26 protein-coding genes are annotated in these 15,391 nt (G+C 43.2%); 21 read left to right on the top strand and 5 right to left on the bottom strand.

Annotated features, from left to right (window positions below; translation table 11 throughout):
* Positions 1-14: 14 nt before the first annotated feature.
* The 17 genes from MKX62_RS11755 (at position 15) to MKX62_RS11835 (ending at position 10,447) form a co-directional block, all read left to right on the top strand.
* Positions 15-404 carry a phage tail protein gene (locus MKX62_RS11755; protein WP_340741480.1) on the top strand — a complete coding sequence of 130 codons (390 nt, stop codon included), beginning with the start codon at positions 15-17 and terminating at the stop codon, positions 402-404.
* The gene (locus tag MKX62_RS11760; RefSeq protein ID WP_340741481.1) at positions 401-727 is read left to right on the top strand and encodes a hypothetical protein; all 327 of its coding nucleotides are present in this window, start codon (positions 401-403) and stop codon (positions 725-727) included. The genes MKX62_RS11755 and MKX62_RS11760 overlap by 4 nt, the downstream gene beginning before the upstream one ends.
* Positions 724-1,839, top strand: coding sequence for a baseplate assembly protein (locus MKX62_RS11765; protein ID WP_340741482.1), 1,116 nt, complete (start codon positions 724-726; stop codon positions 1,837-1,839). Before MKX62_RS11760 ends, MKX62_RS11765 begins: the two co-directional genes overlap by 4 nt.
* Positions 1,832-2,704, top strand: coding sequence for a phage tail protein (locus tag MKX62_RS11770; RefSeq protein WP_340741483.1), 873 nt, complete (start codon positions 1,832-1,834; stop codon positions 2,702-2,704). Before MKX62_RS11765 ends, MKX62_RS11770 begins: the two co-directional genes overlap by 8 nt.
* A gap of 2 nt (positions 2,705-2,706) precedes the next feature.
* Positions 2,707-3,039, top strand: coding sequence for a hypothetical protein (locus MKX62_RS11775; RefSeq protein ID WP_340741484.1), 333 nt, complete (start codon positions 2,707-2,709; stop codon positions 3,037-3,039).
* Positions 3,029-3,400 (top strand): hypothetical protein, encoded by a 372-nt coding sequence (locus tag MKX62_RS11780; protein ID WP_340741485.1) that lies wholly within the window; start codon positions 3,029-3,031, stop codon positions 3,398-3,400. Before MKX62_RS11775 ends, MKX62_RS11780 begins: the two co-directional genes overlap by 11 nt.
* A 25-nt stretch (positions 3,401-3,425) precedes the next feature.
* Entirely contained in the window at positions 3,426-3,773 is a 348-nt protein-coding gene (gene avd, locus MKX62_RS11785) for a diversity-generating retroelement protein Avd (protein WP_340741486.1), read from the top strand.
* A 258-nt stretch (positions 3,774-4,031) separates the two neighbouring features.
* Positions 4,032-5,096, top strand: coding sequence for an RNA-directed DNA polymerase (locus MKX62_RS11790; RefSeq protein WP_340741487.1), 1,065 nt, complete (start codon positions 4,032-4,034; stop codon positions 5,094-5,096).
* Positions 5,083-7,350, top strand: coding sequence for a glycoside hydrolase family 78 protein (locus MKX62_RS11795; protein WP_340741488.1), 2,268 nt, complete (start codon positions 5,083-5,085; stop codon positions 7,348-7,350). Before MKX62_RS11790 ends, MKX62_RS11795 begins: the two co-directional genes overlap by 14 nt.
* 15 nt (positions 7,351-7,365) lie before the next feature.
* Positions 7,366-7,575, top strand: a complete 210-nt coding sequence (locus tag MKX62_RS11800) for a hypothetical protein (protein ID WP_340741489.1) — start codon at positions 7,366-7,368, stop codon at positions 7,573-7,575.
* A complete protein-coding gene (locus MKX62_RS11805) occupies positions 7,575-7,778 on the top strand; it encodes an XkdX family protein (RefSeq protein ID WP_340741490.1) in 204 nt (67 codons plus the stop codon). The genes MKX62_RS11800 and MKX62_RS11805 overlap by 1 nt, the downstream gene beginning before the upstream one ends.
* Before the next feature lie 61 nt (positions 7,779-7,839).
* Positions 7,840-8,109, top strand: a complete 270-nt coding sequence (locus tag MKX62_RS11810) for a hypothetical protein (protein ID WP_340741491.1) — start codon at positions 7,840-7,842, stop codon at positions 8,107-8,109.
* Positions 8,110-8,111: 2 nt separating this feature from the next.
* On the top strand, positions 8,112-8,495 hold the full coding sequence (locus MKX62_RS11815; protein ID WP_340741492.1) for a hypothetical protein: 384 nt from the start codon (positions 8,112-8,114) through the stop codon (positions 8,493-8,495).
* A 35-nt stretch (positions 8,496-8,530) separates the two neighbouring features.
* The gene (locus tag MKX62_RS11820) at positions 8,531-8,869 is read left to right on the top strand and encodes a hypothetical protein (protein WP_340741493.1); all 339 of its coding nucleotides are present in this window, start codon (positions 8,531-8,533) and stop codon (positions 8,867-8,869) included.
* A complete protein-coding gene (locus tag MKX62_RS11825; protein ID WP_340741494.1) occupies positions 8,853-9,218 on the top strand; it encodes a hypothetical protein in 366 nt (121 codons plus the stop codon). Before MKX62_RS11820 ends, MKX62_RS11825 begins: the two co-directional genes overlap by 17 nt.
* Positions 9,211-10,041, top strand: a complete 831-nt coding sequence (locus MKX62_RS11830; RefSeq protein ID WP_340741495.1) for a peptidoglycan DD-metalloendopeptidase family protein — start codon at positions 9,211-9,213, stop codon at positions 10,039-10,041. The genes MKX62_RS11825 and MKX62_RS11830 overlap by 8 nt, the downstream gene beginning before the upstream one ends.
* Positions 10,042-10,111: 70 nt before the next feature.
* Positions 10,112-10,447: a hypothetical protein gene (locus MKX62_RS11835; RefSeq protein ID WP_340741496.1), complete on the top strand. Its 336-nt coding sequence runs from the start codon at positions 10,112-10,114 to the stop codon at positions 10,445-10,447.
* 53 nt (positions 10,448-10,500) lie between these two features.
* Here MKX62_RS11835 and MKX62_RS11840 read toward each other — a convergent pair whose 3' ends face one another.
* From MKX62_RS11840 to MKX62_RS11850, 3 genes are all read right to left on the bottom strand, one after another.
* The gene (locus tag MKX62_RS11840) at positions 10,501-11,130 is read right to left on the bottom strand and encodes a hypothetical protein (protein WP_340741497.1); all 630 of its coding nucleotides are present in this window, start codon (positions 11,128-11,130) and stop codon (positions 10,501-10,503) included.
* Between the two features lie 318 nt (positions 11,131-11,448).
* Positions 11,449-12,048 carry an Ltp family lipoprotein gene (locus MKX62_RS11845; RefSeq protein WP_340741498.1) on the bottom strand — a complete coding sequence of 200 codons (600 nt, stop codon included), beginning with the start codon at positions 12,046-12,048 and terminating at the stop codon, positions 11,449-11,451.
* A gap of 89 nt (positions 12,049-12,137) precedes the next feature.
* A complete protein-coding gene (locus MKX62_RS11850) occupies positions 12,138-12,338 on the bottom strand; it encodes a hypothetical protein (protein WP_340741499.1) in 201 nt (66 codons plus the stop codon).
* Positions 12,339-12,604: 266 nt separating this feature from the next.
* Here MKX62_RS11850 and MKX62_RS11855 point away from each other — a divergent pair, with 266 nt between their 5' ends.
* Positions 12,605-12,841 (top strand): hypothetical protein, encoded by a 237-nt coding sequence (locus MKX62_RS11855; protein WP_187046664.1) that lies wholly within the window; start codon positions 12,605-12,607, stop codon positions 12,839-12,841.
* Positions 12,842-12,876: 35 nt separating this feature from the next.
* Here the strand turns inward: MKX62_RS11855 and MKX62_RS11860 are convergent, their stop codons facing one another.
* Together MKX62_RS11860 and MKX62_RS11865 are read right to left on the bottom strand one after the other, a co-directional pair.
* A complete protein-coding gene (locus MKX62_RS11860; protein ID WP_156475954.1) occupies positions 12,877-13,029 on the bottom strand; it encodes a hypothetical protein in 153 nt (50 codons plus the stop codon).
* A 53-nt stretch (positions 13,030-13,082) separates the two neighbouring features.
* Positions 13,083-13,286, bottom strand: coding sequence for a YheE family protein (locus MKX62_RS11865; protein ID WP_067205894.1), 204 nt, complete (start codon positions 13,284-13,286; stop codon positions 13,083-13,085).
* A 71-nt stretch (positions 13,287-13,357) separates the two neighbouring features.
* Between MKX62_RS11865 and MKX62_RS11870 the strand changes: the two genes are divergently transcribed.
* The 3 genes from MKX62_RS11870 to MKX62_RS11880 all read left to right on the top strand — a co-directional run bounded on the left by MKX62_RS11870 (position 13,358) and on the right by MKX62_RS11880 (position 15,331).
* A complete protein-coding gene (locus MKX62_RS11870; RefSeq protein WP_067205897.1) occupies positions 13,358-13,750 on the top strand; it encodes a ferritin-like domain-containing protein in 393 nt (130 codons plus the stop codon).
* A gap of 63 nt (positions 13,751-13,813) precedes the next feature.
* The gene (locus tag MKX62_RS11875) at positions 13,814-14,971 is read left to right on the top strand and encodes a DUF445 domain-containing protein (protein WP_335339515.1); all 1,158 of its coding nucleotides are present in this window, start codon (positions 13,814-13,816) and stop codon (positions 14,969-14,971) included.
* 12 nt (positions 14,972-14,983) lie between these two features.
* A complete protein-coding gene (locus MKX62_RS11880; protein WP_067205901.1) occupies positions 14,984-15,331 on the top strand; it encodes a YlbF family regulator in 348 nt (115 codons plus the stop codon).
* The last annotated feature ends 60 nt before the right edge of the window (positions 15,332-15,391 follow it).

A 15,391-nucleotide genomic window follows, 5' to 3' on the forward strand; every position in this document is an offset into this window, starting at 1 on the left:
AAAGAGGTGGCGTCATGATTGGGACGTTTGGACTGATAGTATTTGCGGTTTCGGAGTCGCAAGTAAAGACATTTGACGGATTGAGTCGAACTGAAGCTGGGCGATGGGCGAAACATGATGTGGTTGGAAAAAAACCCATTGCGGAATTTTTAGGACCCGATTTGAGCACCTTAGCATTCACAATGCGCTTCGACGTGATGCATGGCATAAATCCAAGGAAAGAATCTGACGACTTGATACGGATGGCTCGGGATGGTAAGGCTTATCAATTCATTCTTGGTGGTCGGCGCTTTGGGCTTGGGAAGTGGAGTTTACAAGACGTGAAAGTAGATTTCTTACGCGTCGATAACAGAGGCAATGTGTTAGTTGCTCAAGCTGCTGTTTCATTGGAGGAATACGTATGATCTATACCGTCACGATGAACCCCAAAGAAATCAACTTCTCCCCAGCTACAGTGCTTGAAGAAATTTTTCAAAACGTCTATACGATTATTTCGACGACCTTTTTTTCTGTCCCCCTCTTCCGTGAGTTCGGGACTAGTGCAGCTTATTTGGACAATCCAAATATCATTGCGCAATCCAAATTAGTTGGGGAAATTATAGAAAAAGTAGAGTTATACGAAAGTCGTGTTATCGTCGAAGAGGTGCGCTTTGCTAGTGAGCAAATGGATGGTTTTTTGCAACCAATCCTATCCATCCGAATTAAGGAAGGGGTGAAAATCACTTGAGCAATACTGTGCTACCCGAAGTTAATTTTATAGAAACTAATTCAAGGGAAATTACTGAAGGAATAATTTCTGGATACGAAAGTCTGACGAAGAGGTCGCTCGCTGAAGCCGATCCCGTTAGACTTTTTTTGTTGTCAATAGCTAATGTTGTTGTGCAACAGTCTGTCGCTATAAATGATTCTGCTCGACAGAACTTACTGCGTTATTCTCGTGACGGCGTGCTTGATCATAAAGGTTACGCGTGGAATACTCCTCGCTTGGGGAATGAGCCCGCAACAACGGTTATTCGTTTTTACATTTCCGAGATAATGGGTGTGGCTAAAATAATTCCGCGAAATACAGTCGTGACAGCCGACGGAGATTTACTGTTTAAAACTTTTGAGGAGGGTGTCATTCAGCCCTGGGCGAATTTCGTCGATGTCAGAGCTTCCTGTGAAACTCCAGGGAAGGTTGGAAACGGGTATGAGGTAGGGGAAATCGATACAATGTTGCACCCGCTCGTCTATATTCAGAGGGTTGAAAATGTAACTGTTTCTGCTGGTGGTACGGAGGAAGAAGGCAACGACGTTTATCGTGCGCGCATTCAGCAATCTCCCGAGAAATTGTCTACCGCAGGTCCTGATGGTGCTTATGAATACTTCGCAAGAAGTGCGTCTGCTGCCATTGCTGATGTCTATGTTGGTAGTCCGGAGCCCGGTTATGTGGACGTTAAAGTTTTGATGGAGGACGGCGAATTACCGAGCGAAGAAATAATTGAAGTTGTTTTGAAAATGCTTAGTGATCGTAAAGTTCGGCCTTTGACCGACAACGTGACTGTGGGTGCGCCGACTGTGGTTGAATACGATTTAGAGTTCCGCTATTACATCGACCGTAGCGCTGCTGATAAAACTTTAATTCAACAAAATATCGAACAGGCTGTACAGGATTATATCTTGTGGCAAAAGTCGAAAATCGGGCGTGACATTAACCCGTCTAAGTTGATTTCAGACTGTGTAAGGGCGGGCGCCAAACGGGTCGAGGTGATTTCTCCGGCATTCACCGTAGTTTTAAAGGGTCACGTCGCACATGAGGCTTCGGTCGATATAGCGTTCGGCGGTGATGAAGATGATTGAATTTAAAGCGATACAATTGAAGGATGTTATGCCCGAAAATTTATTGCGGGATGGTAAAGTAGCCAAATTAGCAGAAGTATTAACGGGTGAATTAAATCGCTTGAATGTGTATGCCTACAAACTTAATTACACAAAAAACCTACATGAATTACCCGAAGAAGTTATTGACCATTTGCTTTGGGAAAATCATATGCATCGTGCTGAGGAAGGTTTACTTCTTGCTCGCTCGTTGGAGGATAAAATCAGATTGCTAGAATCGTCCATTGAGTTGCACCGGCATAAAGGTACGCCACACGCTATTGAGGGCGTGTTGAAAGCGGTCGGGCTGAGAGGCGAAGTGGTCGAGTGGTTTGAGTATGACGCGGAACCATATCATTTTGCCGTGGAATTGCAACCTACGCGAGAAGTATCCAACATTGATGACGTGCGGCGATTGGTGATGGAATATAAAAACACTAGAAGTTGGTTTGATGGGTTTGTAATTGTGCTCGACGGTGGAGATATCTTGGTGTTTGATGACTCGTATGACTACCCTGTATTTTATAAAACATGTGGAGAATTCAGTGGAGAAAAAGAGTTCGGGCAATTCAATGTCGGACAACTCGGTGTAGTTGATGACGGTTATGACTACATAGTCGAATATCCCGTGGTTGAAAGAATGTCTTATCAAATCAACTTAGATACAACGAAAGTGAAAAGCGACACGTACGATTACATCAAGCGTTACCCGGTGACCGGGGATATGGAGCCGCTTAATAAACGCGTCACAACATTAGCGGGAGGCGCGGTTGCAAGAGGTGAACTCTATGACTTTGGCATCCACCATCCAGTGTGTGGCGAATTCTATGCGGAAGGAGATGGATAATTTTGTTTGAATTTAAAATAGAAGAGTATTGGGTTGAGGAGATCCGTCGCCTAGCAGCAACCATAGCTAAGAAAGCAATCATCACGATTGCCGGTCAAGAATATGAGTATCCAATCACGAAGACGGTCATTCGTGACGGATTTTTAAAGCATTACATCGAAATTGAGGACGAACCTGTTGGCGACATTGAAAAAGCGGTTCTCGTGAATGAAAACAACGTCCCACTAGCGTCGGGGACGGGTTTGATTGAGAAGGGCGATGAAGGGTGGCAATTTGCCTTTAAGGCGTTTGTGCTGTTACAGGAGGAGAGAGAGGGTGAAGTAATTGCCGGATAACATTGAGCTTCAAGATTTGTTAAATGAGAAGTACGATCATGGCCCAACGACTTGGTACGATAAGGTGGTCGATCCAGAGGGCGATAACAGTCATCCGGGTGTCAAGTTCACCGCTAAGCGAGGGAACAACATGGAGAAGGGCATCGACCTCGCGCATGACCGAGTCAATAACGTTGTCGATTACCTCGAAGATTCAGATCGAACACAAAAGAATTTACGTTTTGAATTCCTGCTATTGAAAGCGTCGGTCACAAGCGGGCTCACGTCAAATATCTTCGTCGATAATTTCGAGACACTAGGCGGAATAGATTTGATTGCCGGTGCGCACGAACCTGTATTACAACGTATCTATTTACCGTAAAGAGAGAAAAAGGGGATAGGTTTAATTGTCTTTACCATCAGCTGAACTAGTGATTTATAAAAAAGCGGAAATGTTACTTGATTTCGTATATCCGATTGTTGTCAATTTCCCGAAGTCGGAGAAGTTTGCGCTATCGCAAGAAATTAAACAGGCGTTTTACGCAGTGTTACGAAATATCATGTTAGCGAACAACATTCGCCATAAAAGGCGACAATATCAAGAAGAAGTGGACGCGTATCTAAAACTGATACCTGTCCTTTTTAATGTTGCGAAAAAGCAAAAATATATTACGCAAACAAAGAATACACAAATACAAAAGAGTATTGCGGAAATCGGGCGCATTCTCGGTGGTTGGATGAAATCGAATAATTAATAAAACATAGGGTTATGACTGTTTGGCTCGAACCGCGCTATTCGTGGCAACAATTCGGCGCGCAACTGGAACAACAATACGTCGACGAATCGCAATACGAATATCGGGTTTCGCCCCGCCTTGTTAGACTATTACTATTATGATTGGCACGTTCATGGATGTGTCAACACGGCTTTGACTTAACTTCAAGGGAGTCGTAATCCTTCGTCCTCGACGTAAATACATGAATAGTCGTAGTGCCGACCGAAAGGAGCCATTATGGCAAAAACTTTTCAATATGATAATTTGTACGGAAAAATAACAGCGTTTAAAAATCTTGAATACGCGTTTACACAAGTTACGAAAGGGGATCGCAAATTCCGGAAGGACGCGATCCTTTTTTCTATGCTTTTGGATAAGAATCTAGTAGACCTGTGGCATGACTTGAAATGGGGCAAGTATCGAATCGGTGGGTATATCCGTTTCTTGGTATACGAGCCAAAGGTTCGATGGGTGAGCGCTCCAGGAGTGCGTGACAAGACCATTCAATTTGCGACGCATCACATCATTAAACATGTATACGAGAATGTATACATCTCAGATTCGTACGCCTGTTTGGATGGGCGTGGTACACATCGGGCTGTAGATTCTGTGCAACGTGATTTGAGGATTGCTGAGCGCGAATTCAAGGACCCGTGGATTGTGTCGGTCGATGTGAGCAGATTCTTTTATTCCATTGATCGCGAGATTTTAAAGCGAATATTACGCAAGAAAATAAAGTGTGCCAAAACGCTTTGGCTGCTTGACTTAATTATCGACAGTAGTCCAGAAGGTGACGTAGGTATTCCGCTCGGTAATGTCACATCACAAGATTTTGCGAACATTTATTTAAACGAAATTGATCAATACGTGAAGCGGTATTTAGGTATCAGATACTACACGAGGTATATGGACGACATGATAGCGGTGGTTGATGGCAAAGAAGCAGCGCAAGCCCTTAAAGCGGCTATGTGCTTATTTTTACGTGAACGGTTGAATCTCGTCGAAAATCCAAAGAAATCGCAAATATTCCCACTCGCACAAGGCGTGAACGCTTATGGTTACAAGATTTGGACGACGCACCGACTTGTTCGAGACCAATCCAAAAGAGCTGTTAAGCGGCGGATTAAAGCGATGGACCGAAAACTAGGAGCCGGCGAAATTGAATTGCATGCGGTGCAGCAATCAGTGAATTCATGGCTTGGCCATTCGCGGCATTCAAATTCTTATAATCTTGCTAAAAAGATATTTGCACCCTACCCCTACGTAAAAGTTGAAGGAGATGAGAAATTTGGCGACAGGTGATTTGCATTTACTCGGAACACTCTACACGGCTGGCACTAAACGACTTATGCCGACCAATCCGGTTAACGGAGGAAATATTACGGCGTTTTCCGCAGGGCAAGCGATTGAGATTAGAAATACCGACACAGATAACGCCTATAAATTACGTTGGCGTGAATTGCTCGTCGGCGCAAAAAGGTTATTAATAGCGGATCGTAACATTCTTCATTCTGTTTCTTGGGATGATTTGAACGCCCAAGGCTTAGTTCAAGGCAAAGAAATTACTATCGACGGTCAACAATATAAACTGCGATTGATGACTGGTGGTTCGAACTACAGAAATACAAGTGACAACCATGCGGGTGGTACGCCAGTCGCGAATGAATGGGATCAAATTATTTCTGGTGAAGCGAATTATCCAGGGCTTATTAAACCGGTAGCGGCAGATTTGAATTCGAACAATACGGCTGGTGCTCATAATCAGTTTTGGAATTGGTCTAGCATGTATTCATGGGCGCAAGAGGTATATACGGCAAGTGGCTCGTCCCGCGCGCTTCGTGGCAGCCTTTCGGCGCGCAACTGGGGCCACAATACGTCGACGTCTCGCACTACGAATATCGGGTTTCGCCCCGTCCTTGAAGTTCTGAATTCTTCCCCTCTGATCTCAGGAGGTTCGCAGGACTTAGGGAATAAGACGGCTCCATTCAGTGTGGTATATCAGGTAAAAGACCCGGAGAATGATGCAGTAAATGTTGTCGAAAAACTAAATGGAACTACGGTACGCACGGTCCCTGCAATTGCACAAGGTGCAAATCAAGAAATCGTCATTACGCTAAATCAATGGGCTACAATCCCGCTGAACCAACCGTCGACAATTACCGTTGAGGCGACAGACTCGAAAGGTGCGAAGTCGACGCGTGTATACACGTTTACTAAGACAAATGCGCCACCGACTGCTACTGCAGTCGAGCCAAAAGGCGATTTATCCAGCATTGCTATCGTTGACACGTTGACACCTATTTTCGTTCACGCTTTTAATGATGTTGATACGGGCGATTCACAATCAGCCTATCAATATATCATCGAAGATTTAAACAATGCCGTTGTTCATGATTCGGGTAAGAAACTATCTACTCAATCATTCTACCAACTAGCAGAAGCGGCGAAATTGGAATGGGGCAAAAAATACAAATGGAAAGTTCGTGTATGGGATCGCTTCGATGTTCCATCCGAGTATTCATTCTCTGAATTTATCTTGCCGAACAGAGCGCCGAATATTACGAATCTGCAACCAGGTAGCGATGATCCAGACGCTCCATTGGGCGCAGGGATGGCCCCCGAATTCTCGTGGGACTTTGAGGACTTGGATTTAGAGGCACAAGCGGCATATCAATTAAGAGTCTACAAAAAATCCGACGACAGCCTTGCTTATGATTCGTCCCGAGTTAATCGGAACACGAACACGCAACAGGTCCCGGTGGGGCGTCTTGCGGAAGGTACCACTTACTATGCAATTGTTACTGTATGGGACCCGAACGGACTCCATAAAGATAGCGAACGAGCGTATATTCAAACCAATGCAACGCCGAGCGCTCCTATACAAACAGGACCCGTCGACAATTATCGGACACCACTAAAACCGACGTTTTTGGGTATCGTCGGAACAGATCCAGAAGACGATGGGCAGCACTTCGCGGTTCAGATTGCAGAAGATATATCATTTGCCGTAAATCCTTTGACGTTCCGAAGCGATACAGTGCGGACTGGGTGGCAAGTCAATGGGTACGACATCCCTGAAGATGGCGTGTTTAATGGCCAACAAGGACAACCAATTGCTTATACAATGCAGATTACGCTAGATCGCAACAAAACGTATTTCTGGCGGATGGCCGGAGTGGACGCGAAGACTAAAGCACGGGGCGTGTGGTCGGTGGCGCGTCGAATTCGTTCAGGCAACGAGCTAGAATTCAGGGTGAAAAATCCGATTAGCACTGCGGCTGTTGCGGCTCGCAGGATTCTATTTGCAGCTGATTACGAATTGCCTGCAGATGGAGCAATCAAGGCGACAATCAAAGTTGAATTTTCCAATAATGCACTCGATGTTAATCCGACGTGGGAAGATGCAACCGCAGAATTTAAGTCGATGGATTACTATAATTTCACCAACACGGTGAAAACGGCAATTGAGTTCGCGATTGGCGTCCGTTTATTGATTAAAGCCAACGATTCAATGGCGCCAATCAGCGTCGATGCTATTGGACTTACATTCGATTAAGGGAGCTGACTCATAATGAAAGCAATTACGCAAACGCCACTAGATACGATTCGGCAGCAAGAGGAAGCGATAAAAGCGAAGGACGCCCAGCTGCAAAGCTTGGGCTTTTCTCTTGCAGAAGAAAAGATTAAAAGTGCGCAAAAAGACATGATGATTCAAAGTATCGGCCAGCAAATGACGCAATTAAAAATCGATGTAGCAGAGCTGAAGGGGGTTGGAGCATAATGAATTTTTGGGAGCTTGCTTACGGTTGGGGTTGGGCCACTATTGCTCAATTGCGAATCATGACGATTACAGATACAATGCCATTCGGTGAGATTACGAAGGAAGAATTTAAGCGAATCACAGGGGAGGATTTTGATCCTGTTACGCCAGAACCGGAAGTTCCGGAAATTCCCGAGCCGGAAGAAGTGCAGGTAGAGGAATAAGGGAAGGCGTCCTTTGGGGCGTCTTTTGCTTTATTTTATAGTAGTGAAGGGGGCGTGACTATTGACTGGTGCACAATTGGGAGAAATGAGCAACTTCGAAATATCCGTTAAAATACTTGATTTTGAACGAAGAATGAAAGAACAGGAAAGTGACATGAAGTCAATCAAGCCCATTGTTTATGAAACATCTTCAGCGGTTAAGCAAATCGAAAAGAGCGTCAACAAAATGGTCGAAAACAGCGACAAGATGAGGGGCTACTTTTTAAGTGCGCTCGTTGCAGGGGGCGTCGGAATCGCGTTCTTTGCACTTAAAGCATTGTGGGGGGGGTGATTATGCTAAACGAGAAAGTCAGAAAACCGATACCTTATTTTGAGATGTATGTATCATTTCTTTCTACAACGTTGGCGATCATTCTTTTAAAAGACGCCACTTTTTTAGATGGTAACCGAATGGTTTACACGATAATGAGTGGGGTTACTACGCAAACTGTGTGGTCAATCGCTTTCGCGTTATCGGCGCTGCTAAATATCTGCGGGTTAGTGTGGCGACAGAAGCGTCTTCGTAAAGTCGGTTTAGTGGTGAGCATCGTGTTGTATGCCACGCTTGGATATTGCTATTACGTGGCTGGTAGCTATGTGGGTGCCAGCGCGTTTGTACTGAGTGCGCTTTTCAGTTTGATATCTATTTTTGAAGTGGATAGGACCGAGCTGAGGTGAGAATTTGATAAAACTGGTTTTTTGTAACGAAGGGGGTGAGTGCTATTTTTGGTCATGAGTGGGTTAAAAAAGAGCGACCTCCAAAGGTGTTAAAATATCCAATGGAGTTTTCCAAGAAGATTCTTCTTGTCACATCCGTAATCGCAGTGTTCATCCTAGCGTATGCAATGGGCATCCAGTATCTCATTATCGTGAGAGATTACCATGGTGATACGAATATCGTTATCACGTTATTGACTGTCCTCGGCGCAGAGGTTGCGACAGGGACAGGCTTTTATTATTGGAAAGCGAAATCTGAGAATGTTGAACGTGAAAAAGGTAGAAATGCATCACTATACGAACAGGAGGAAGAAGGTCATGAACAATTTGATTGATAATTGGTTTGTTATTGTGGCAATCGTCGTACTGCTTATCTTTGTAGGAATTATGATTTTTGCGTTTTTAAAGCAACCGTCAGAAGGGCAGTTACGAAAGATTAAGGAGTGGCTATTGTTCGCCGTCACACAAGCGGAAGTGGAACTTGGGACTGGGACCGGCCGCTTGAAATTGAGATATGTTTACGACTTATTTATTACTAAATTCAAATGGTTTGCGTATTTAATAAGCTTCGAGGCGTTTAGCGATTTAGTAGATGACGCGCTAGATGAAATGCGCGACATGCTCGCTACCAATCGAGCTGTCTATGATCTTGTGGCTCCGGACGGTGATTTAGGTGATGTTTAAAAAACCGTGTCACGGATATATTACATCGTTGTATGATAAAGCGCGTAAAAATCCAGTTACAGGGAGGGTGCAGCCGCACTGGGGGACGGACTATGGTAGTCACAGTGATAACGCGATTATTGCTGCTGCGGCTGGTAAAGTCCGCATAGCGGTTAACAGCGCGTCAGGATTTGGTAAGTACGTTATCATTACGCATGATAACGGTTGGGAGACAGTGTACGCTCACTTATCGGTGATTAATGTCAGTGCAGGGCAAAGGGTTGGACAAGGGCAAAAGATTGGTGTGAAAGGCACGACGGGTAATAGTACTGGCGTCCACTTGCACTTTGAAATCAGCAAAGGAAAGTGGTCAAATAAGTACACTCAACACGTCAACTCTGCACTCTATATCGACGACCCGGATGTTCGGCGCTTACAAACCATGCTAAATCAACTCGGCCATAAAGTTGCAGTGGATGGTTTGTATGGTGATGGCGCCATTAAAGCGGTGAATACTTATCAAAAGGCTAACAAGTTAATTGCGGATGGCGTAGCCGGGAACGCTACGATGGTTTCTGTTGAAAGGTCGGTGCAATCAATGCAAGCTGTAAAGCCGACGGCGCCAATTGCGCCATCGAAAAAGGAGGAGAAATTATTGGAACTGTCACAAACGCAAAAGGTAGAACTAGCAAACGTATATAAACACGCGCGGGGAAAAGGTGTATTTTCATCGGCAGAGCATGAGGCTGATGTTAAATCGGGCAAGATAACGCAAGATAAAGCGATCTTTTTGAATGGATTGATTGCTGGAGCCGCACTAAACGGTGGTAATAGAATTAAATAGTAAGTCGCGAAAGGCAGTTAGTTGAAACCGTTAAAGTTTATTGTATAATCGGGAAAAGGGGAGATTATACGTGAGCGAAGAAATCAAAACAATCAAAGCGGGAAACAATCGTTTGAACGAGTCTATCAAGATGGTGGTTGAGAAGGAATACAATCAAGCAGTCGAAGGCACCCCGGATTACGCGTTTAAAATAGAGGCAGCTTGGACGCTTGTCAATCTAATGCGAATGAGATTTGTTGTGGAAATAGAAATTGACACAGATAATTCTGCGGTATGTACACTGTTTCGTAAATCAAACGATGGCGAATCGGTGTTCTCTACGATGGCTGCTGAAGGCGCGACGGCGCAATTGGCGATTTGTTCGGCTTTCCTGAAACTGCGCGATGAATTAATTCAAAGCATCTAAATAGCAAGAAAGCGAAAGGTGGCTACTCTTAATTGAGCAGCCACCTTTTTTGTTCATTGTTTCCAATTATTTATCACAAACCCCGTTATGGTATCCTGTACTTTCTCCGCTCCGGTACGGACCTCCTCTATTAAATATGATAAAAGTGCTGCCCACGAAACATCTTCTTCGTAAGGGTTGTTTGCTTTCACATATTTTAATACCTTTTTCAATTCCCTCATTTGTTCACTGTCCACATGTTTTTCGAGGAATTCCTTAACGAACTCGTTTATGAAGTCGGCATCTCGAACGGTCGCATCCACTAGTAGAGCGCACGCGCGCGCAGCAGAACAGTCTAGCGAATACGCGAGCGCTTTTAGGCTTACATGCATAGTTCCGCTAACTCGTGTAGAAACTCTTTCTGACTGACCAGGCGCCGTCCTCTTTTTCACAGATGCCCGACTGGAATCCCCGATATAAAGAGTGTTATTAATTCGTATATCCTGGCGGAAATTTGATGATAGGTAGGTTATAACTTTTTTGTTATCGATTCCACTTACACAAATCGCTTCAATCACATCTTTAATATGTTCGCCTGTAATCTTTGACAAGCGATGAATACAGTCTCTTAGTTCGATTGAAATCGTTGGTTGCACACTCCATTTTTTATCTGACCGCACTTTTCTACCCTGCCCACTTTCCATTTTACTCCCTACCTTCACGCGTTATGTCTAAGTCACTGACTTAGTGACTCTGCTATATTGGGATTATATGAACGGTGGGGGAGAGATATGTTTAAAACCTTCTACACGTGGACAAACTATTAAAAAGTAGGAGGATTGATTTTATTATGGCGAAGATGACCAAAGAGGATGCCGAAAAGCTAGCAGGGAAAATAATCGAAAATGCTAAGAAATATCACTTGCCTTTGAAGAAGAATCCGAAGAAGAAATGAATTATTTTAAAAAGGTTTTCGGAATATAAAAACGACCAACCCGATTAGGGAAGGTCGTTTTTATAACTTATTCTAAATTATCTATCGCGTATTGCGCTTCTTCCTGAGTGAATTTTTCCCCGTACTCCGAAATCAATTGATCGTAAATAGCTGAATCGGACATGCTCATAGTTTTTGCATATGTTTGTGCTTTGTTTAATGCATTTTCTTTCCAATCGAATACAATGTTATCGATAGCATATTGAGCGGCTTCTGGAGGGAAACTCTCTCCGTGTTCCGAAGTCAACTGATCATAAATTCCCACCTTGGACATGTGCATAGTTTCCGCGTATGACTCTGCTTTCTTTAACGCTGATTTGTGTTCTCTAGGGACGCTATCCTCTTTTGCTTTGGCTTCCGATTTAGCTTTCGCTTCAACCTCTGCTTTCACCTTAGCTTCAGTAGCTTCTTTTTCCTTTAACTTAGCAGCCGCTTTCTCTTCTTCTGTTAATTCTTTCTCTTTTTCAACTTCTGTTTTTTTGTCAGCTGAAACTTCAACTTTTTCCAAATTATCCTTAACGGTATCGTCATTCCCATTTGCTCCGATTGCGCCAATGATTAAGATAACAATTACCCACACCCACCACTTTTTATAAAACGGCTTTTTTATTTTTGTTTTTTCTGTCATGCTCAATTCCTCCTAATAATAGTGATAGTTCCATAGTACGGTAAAATAATGGAAATGGCTATACCTGGACGGCAACCCAAATTATTAATTCAATACCAAGTACATTGAGGGGTATAATGATACCAATCATGCTCGTAATATACTTTCAAACATATTTCCTTTTGATCAACTACGACTTTTTTTATGCGATTCAACGCGTGTTTTTCTTTTTCTTTAAACCCCATTGCGGAAGTATGTTTAGCGTGTACTTTTAATAACAACTCTTTCATTTCCGGATGCAAGTTTTTCAATCTAGTTTCCTCCTTTTGCCCTGTTTATCATACTGGTTATATCTTAATCGAAGCTTGGGCAGCGATGGGGCCTGTAGCAGCGGGGCTTGTTATTGCAAGTGGTTCGTATTGGGGCTATGCCTATGCATTCACAATCACAGCAGGACTCTATGTTGTTTCCTCGACGTACTATTACTTCATTTTTGGCAGAAGAAATTTGTCGTAGGAATAGGGTGTCAGAAAAATCTGGTTCATTAGTGGTATAATAAATAAAAAGGGGTGTTCTTATGGGCATTACCATTATAGCTGTTGTTGCCATTGTATTGGGACTCGGAGGTATGGTGTTGATTGGTTTTGCAATCTACAAGACACTTTTTAATAAGAAGAAGTCAGGAAATATGTTTACGCCTTTTACGCCTTATGACGATATGACGAGGGGAACAAATGACACGAACAGTAATAAGTACTTGGAAGAAGATACAAGGCACGCGGTTGGCATAGAGGAAACGAGAAATGTAGAATAACAAAACTCCCTGCATACAATATGCAGGGAGTTTTGTTATTCACCGCGTCTGGCTTGTGTTTCTTTCCAGGCATTTTGTTCTTCTGGTACTCGACTCTTATCTTCAAAGACATTTTCAGTTTTCTGATCTTGTACTTTTAACTGTTCCTTTTCTTTACGCAACTCTTCAGGGGATTTTTCTTTATTCATACTGCGCCTCCTTAATACGTCATGGAGGACAGTATTCCCGAAGTTTTCACGAATCAATCATAGACGTGAAAAATCATCAATTCATGAATCATTTTTTTCAAATTGTCTTCTTCAGGCGGCGTTTCTCCTGTCCAAACAATGACACCCTCAGGTAAATAGTCCCCGGTATACCTCGTATTGCGGAAGAAAAATGAGAATGTCCAACCCGGTAATTGTGTATTGTCAAACATCGGTTTAAAACTGAAATGTTGTAGCATGTAAATAACTCCTCTCATAAGACGCTACCCGACCGCATAATATCAAGAAAAGAAAGCGAAAGGGTGCTGACTTGTTTGTTGATAAATTAAAGCAGGCCATCGAGGATGAGTACAAAGATTATTATTTTTATAAATCAATGCACGACATGACCAATGATCCGCTTTGGCAAGACTTCCTCAGACATATGTATGAAGATGAAAAAAGCCATTATGAAATGTTTCAACAGCTCTATTATATGATGACGGGGACATTTGTACCAAATCCAAAGAGACCGTTGCCTTGTTATAACTTAAAAGAGTGTGTTCAGCGGGCATTGGTGAGTGAGCTTGAAGCGGTTGAAATGTATAAGGAAATGCTACTAACCGTTCCTTTTCAACAGGCCTACAATCCATTTTTCATTGCAATGCATGATGAAATGGAACACGCTATTCGCATGTCGACAATGTACAACGCACTAAGATAAGTCTTTGAATTTTTCCGTTCGGTTTAGTTCTGCTATAATTAGGACTTAACGATACGGAAAAAGGTGAAGCATTTGGGTATTTTATGGACATTGTTATTCATGGCTTTTATTGGTGCATTAATCGGGGGACTTACAAATCATCTGGCGATTAAAATGCTGTTCAGGCCACATGAAGCGAAATATATTGGGAAATGGCGTTTGCCATTCACGCCGGGATTGATACCGAAACGGCGCGATGAACTGGCAGTGCAACTCGGTAAGACGGTGACGAATTATTTATTAACACCGGAAACGTTCAGAAAGAAATTATTGACGCCTGACATGGAGAAGAAAGCAGAGGATTTCCTCCAACAAAAACTTGAGCAGCATATCCTTCTCTCTGATAAAACATTGAATGACTGGCTTAATACTGCCGGCGCGATGAATGTTGCAGAGAAAGCAGAGCGGAAAGTGTTGGAAGTACTCGATGCCCAGCTTAACGCCGTTCGTGTAAAAATGACGACGGGATCGGTAGAAGAGGTGCTACCGCAAAAGTGGCGGGTAGAAGCTGCAGGGCGCATTCCAGCCATAACAACCTATATTCTAGGCAGGTCGGAAACCTACTTCGAATCAGATGAAGGAAAAGCAATGTTCCATAAAATGATTGATGATTTCCTAGCATCAAAAGGTACACTTGGAAGTATGGTAAATATGTTTTTTGGAGAATCAGAATCGCTTGTTGTAAAAGTACAGCGTGAAGCACTGAAGTTTGTCGCAGCACAAGGGACGTACGATCTTGTGAACACAATTATACTTAATGAATGGGAAAAGCTTCAAAAACGTCCCGTTGAAGAACTTCTCTCAGGATTTGATTGGGATGGGTTGTTCAATTCAGTCCGATCTTATGCAGAAAAAGAACTTGTACTGGAAGCTCGCTTGAATAAGACGATACAGGATTATTGGCCTGCAGGGGCGGAATGGACAGCTGTTAATCTGACGCCGGCGCTGACTAGCTTTGCATTCGAACAGGCAGAAAAACAAATGGAGATATCGCTCCACAAACTTAAATTAGATGATATGGTTAGAGAGCAAGTCGATGCGTTTCCAGTTGCAATACTGGAAGATCTAGTGCTCGGCATTTCAAGACGCGAATTCAAGATGATCACCGTACTTGGAGCATTTCTCGGCGGTTTGATTGGAATCGTTCAAGGCCTTATTGTCTTGGCAACAAATTTATCCTAGGGGGAACAATACATGACAGTGAATATTTACGATGATTTAAACAAATTGGAAGCAACATTCCGAAAAACTGCAGAGTTTTTAGAAGTACAGCAAGCGGTAGAAGAAGTGAAGGTGGATGACGATGCACTAGCGTTGTTCAAAAACTTCCGTAAAATCCAATTGAGCCTTCAGGAAAAACAGATGCAAGGTGAAGAGCCAGTAGCTGAAGAGCTTGAGTATGCTCAAAAGACTGCACAACTTGCGCAGCAAAATCCTAAGATTATGAAAATGCTTGAAGCAGAAATGAAATTGAGTGGCTTGATTGAAGAAGTAAACCGTGTACTGATGAAACCAGTACAACAATTATACGAATCCATCTAAAAACCGGCCTAGGCCGGTTTTTCTTCTTTCACTCCGTAAATTTGCTATAATGATTTTATG

The sequence above is a fragment of the Sporosarcina sp. FSL K6-5500 genome (genome assembly GCF_038005665.1).
In the GTDB taxonomy this organism is placed as follows: domain Bacteria; phylum Bacillota; class Bacilli; order Bacillales_A; family Planococcaceae; genus Sporosarcina; species Sporosarcina psychrophila.

Bases quoted from the DNA above. Each gene is read 5' to 3' on its own strand.
- MKX62_RS11825 (WP_340741494.1), top strand. From the start codon at position 8,853: ATGAACAATTTGATTGATAATTGGTTTGTTATTGTGGCAATCGTCGTA.
- MKX62_RS11845 (WP_340741498.1), bottom strand. From the start codon at position 12,048: ATGACAGAAAAAACAAAAATAAAAAAGCCGTTTTATAAAAAGTGGTGG.
- MKX62_RS11880 (WP_067205901.1), top strand. From the start codon at position 14,984: ATGACAGTGAATATTTACGATGATTTAAACAAATTGGAAGCAACATTC.
- MKX62_RS11860 (WP_156475954.1), bottom strand. From the start codon at position 13,029: ATGAATAAAGAAAAATCCCCTGAAGAGTTGCGTAAAGAAAAGGAACAG.
- MKX62_RS11800 (WP_340741489.1), top strand. From the start codon at position 7,366: ATGAAAGCAATTACGCAAACGCCACTAGATACGATTCGGCAGCAAGAG.
- MKX62_RS11760 (WP_340741481.1), top strand. From the start codon at position 401: ATGATCTATACCGTCACGATGAACCCCAAAGAAATCAACTTCTCCCCA.
- MKX62_RS11830 (WP_340741495.1), top strand. From the start codon at position 9,211: ATGTTTAAAAAACCGTGTCACGGATATATTACATCGTTGTATGATAAA.
- MKX62_RS11865 (WP_067205894.1), bottom strand. From the start codon at position 13,286: ATGCTACAACATTTCAGTTTTAAACCGATGTTTGACAATACACAATTA.
- MKX62_RS11790 (WP_340741487.1), top strand. From the start codon at position 4,032: ATGGCAAAAACTTTTCAATATGATAATTTGTACGGAAAAATAACAGCG.
- MKX62_RS11805 (WP_340741490.1), top strand. From the start codon at position 7,575: ATGAATTTTTGGGAGCTTGCTTACGGTTGGGGTTGGGCCACTATTGCT.
- MKX62_RS11840 (WP_340741497.1), bottom strand. From the start codon at position 11,130: ATGGAAAGTGGGCAGGGTAGAAAAGTGCGGTCAGATAAAAAATGGAGT.
- MKX62_RS11855 (WP_187046664.1), top strand. From the start codon at position 12,605: ATGGGCATTACCATTATAGCTGTTGTTGCCATTGTATTGGGACTCGGA.
- MKX62_RS11815 (WP_340741492.1), top strand. From the start codon at position 8,112: ATGCTAAACGAGAAAGTCAGAAAACCGATACCTTATTTTGAGATGTAT.
- MKX62_RS11755 (WP_340741480.1), top strand. From the start codon at position 15: ATGATTGGGACGTTTGGACTGATAGTATTTGCGGTTTCGGAGTCGCAA.
- MKX62_RS11770 (WP_340741483.1), top strand. From the start codon at position 1,832: ATGATTGAATTTAAAGCGATACAATTGAAGGATGTTATGCCCGAAAAT.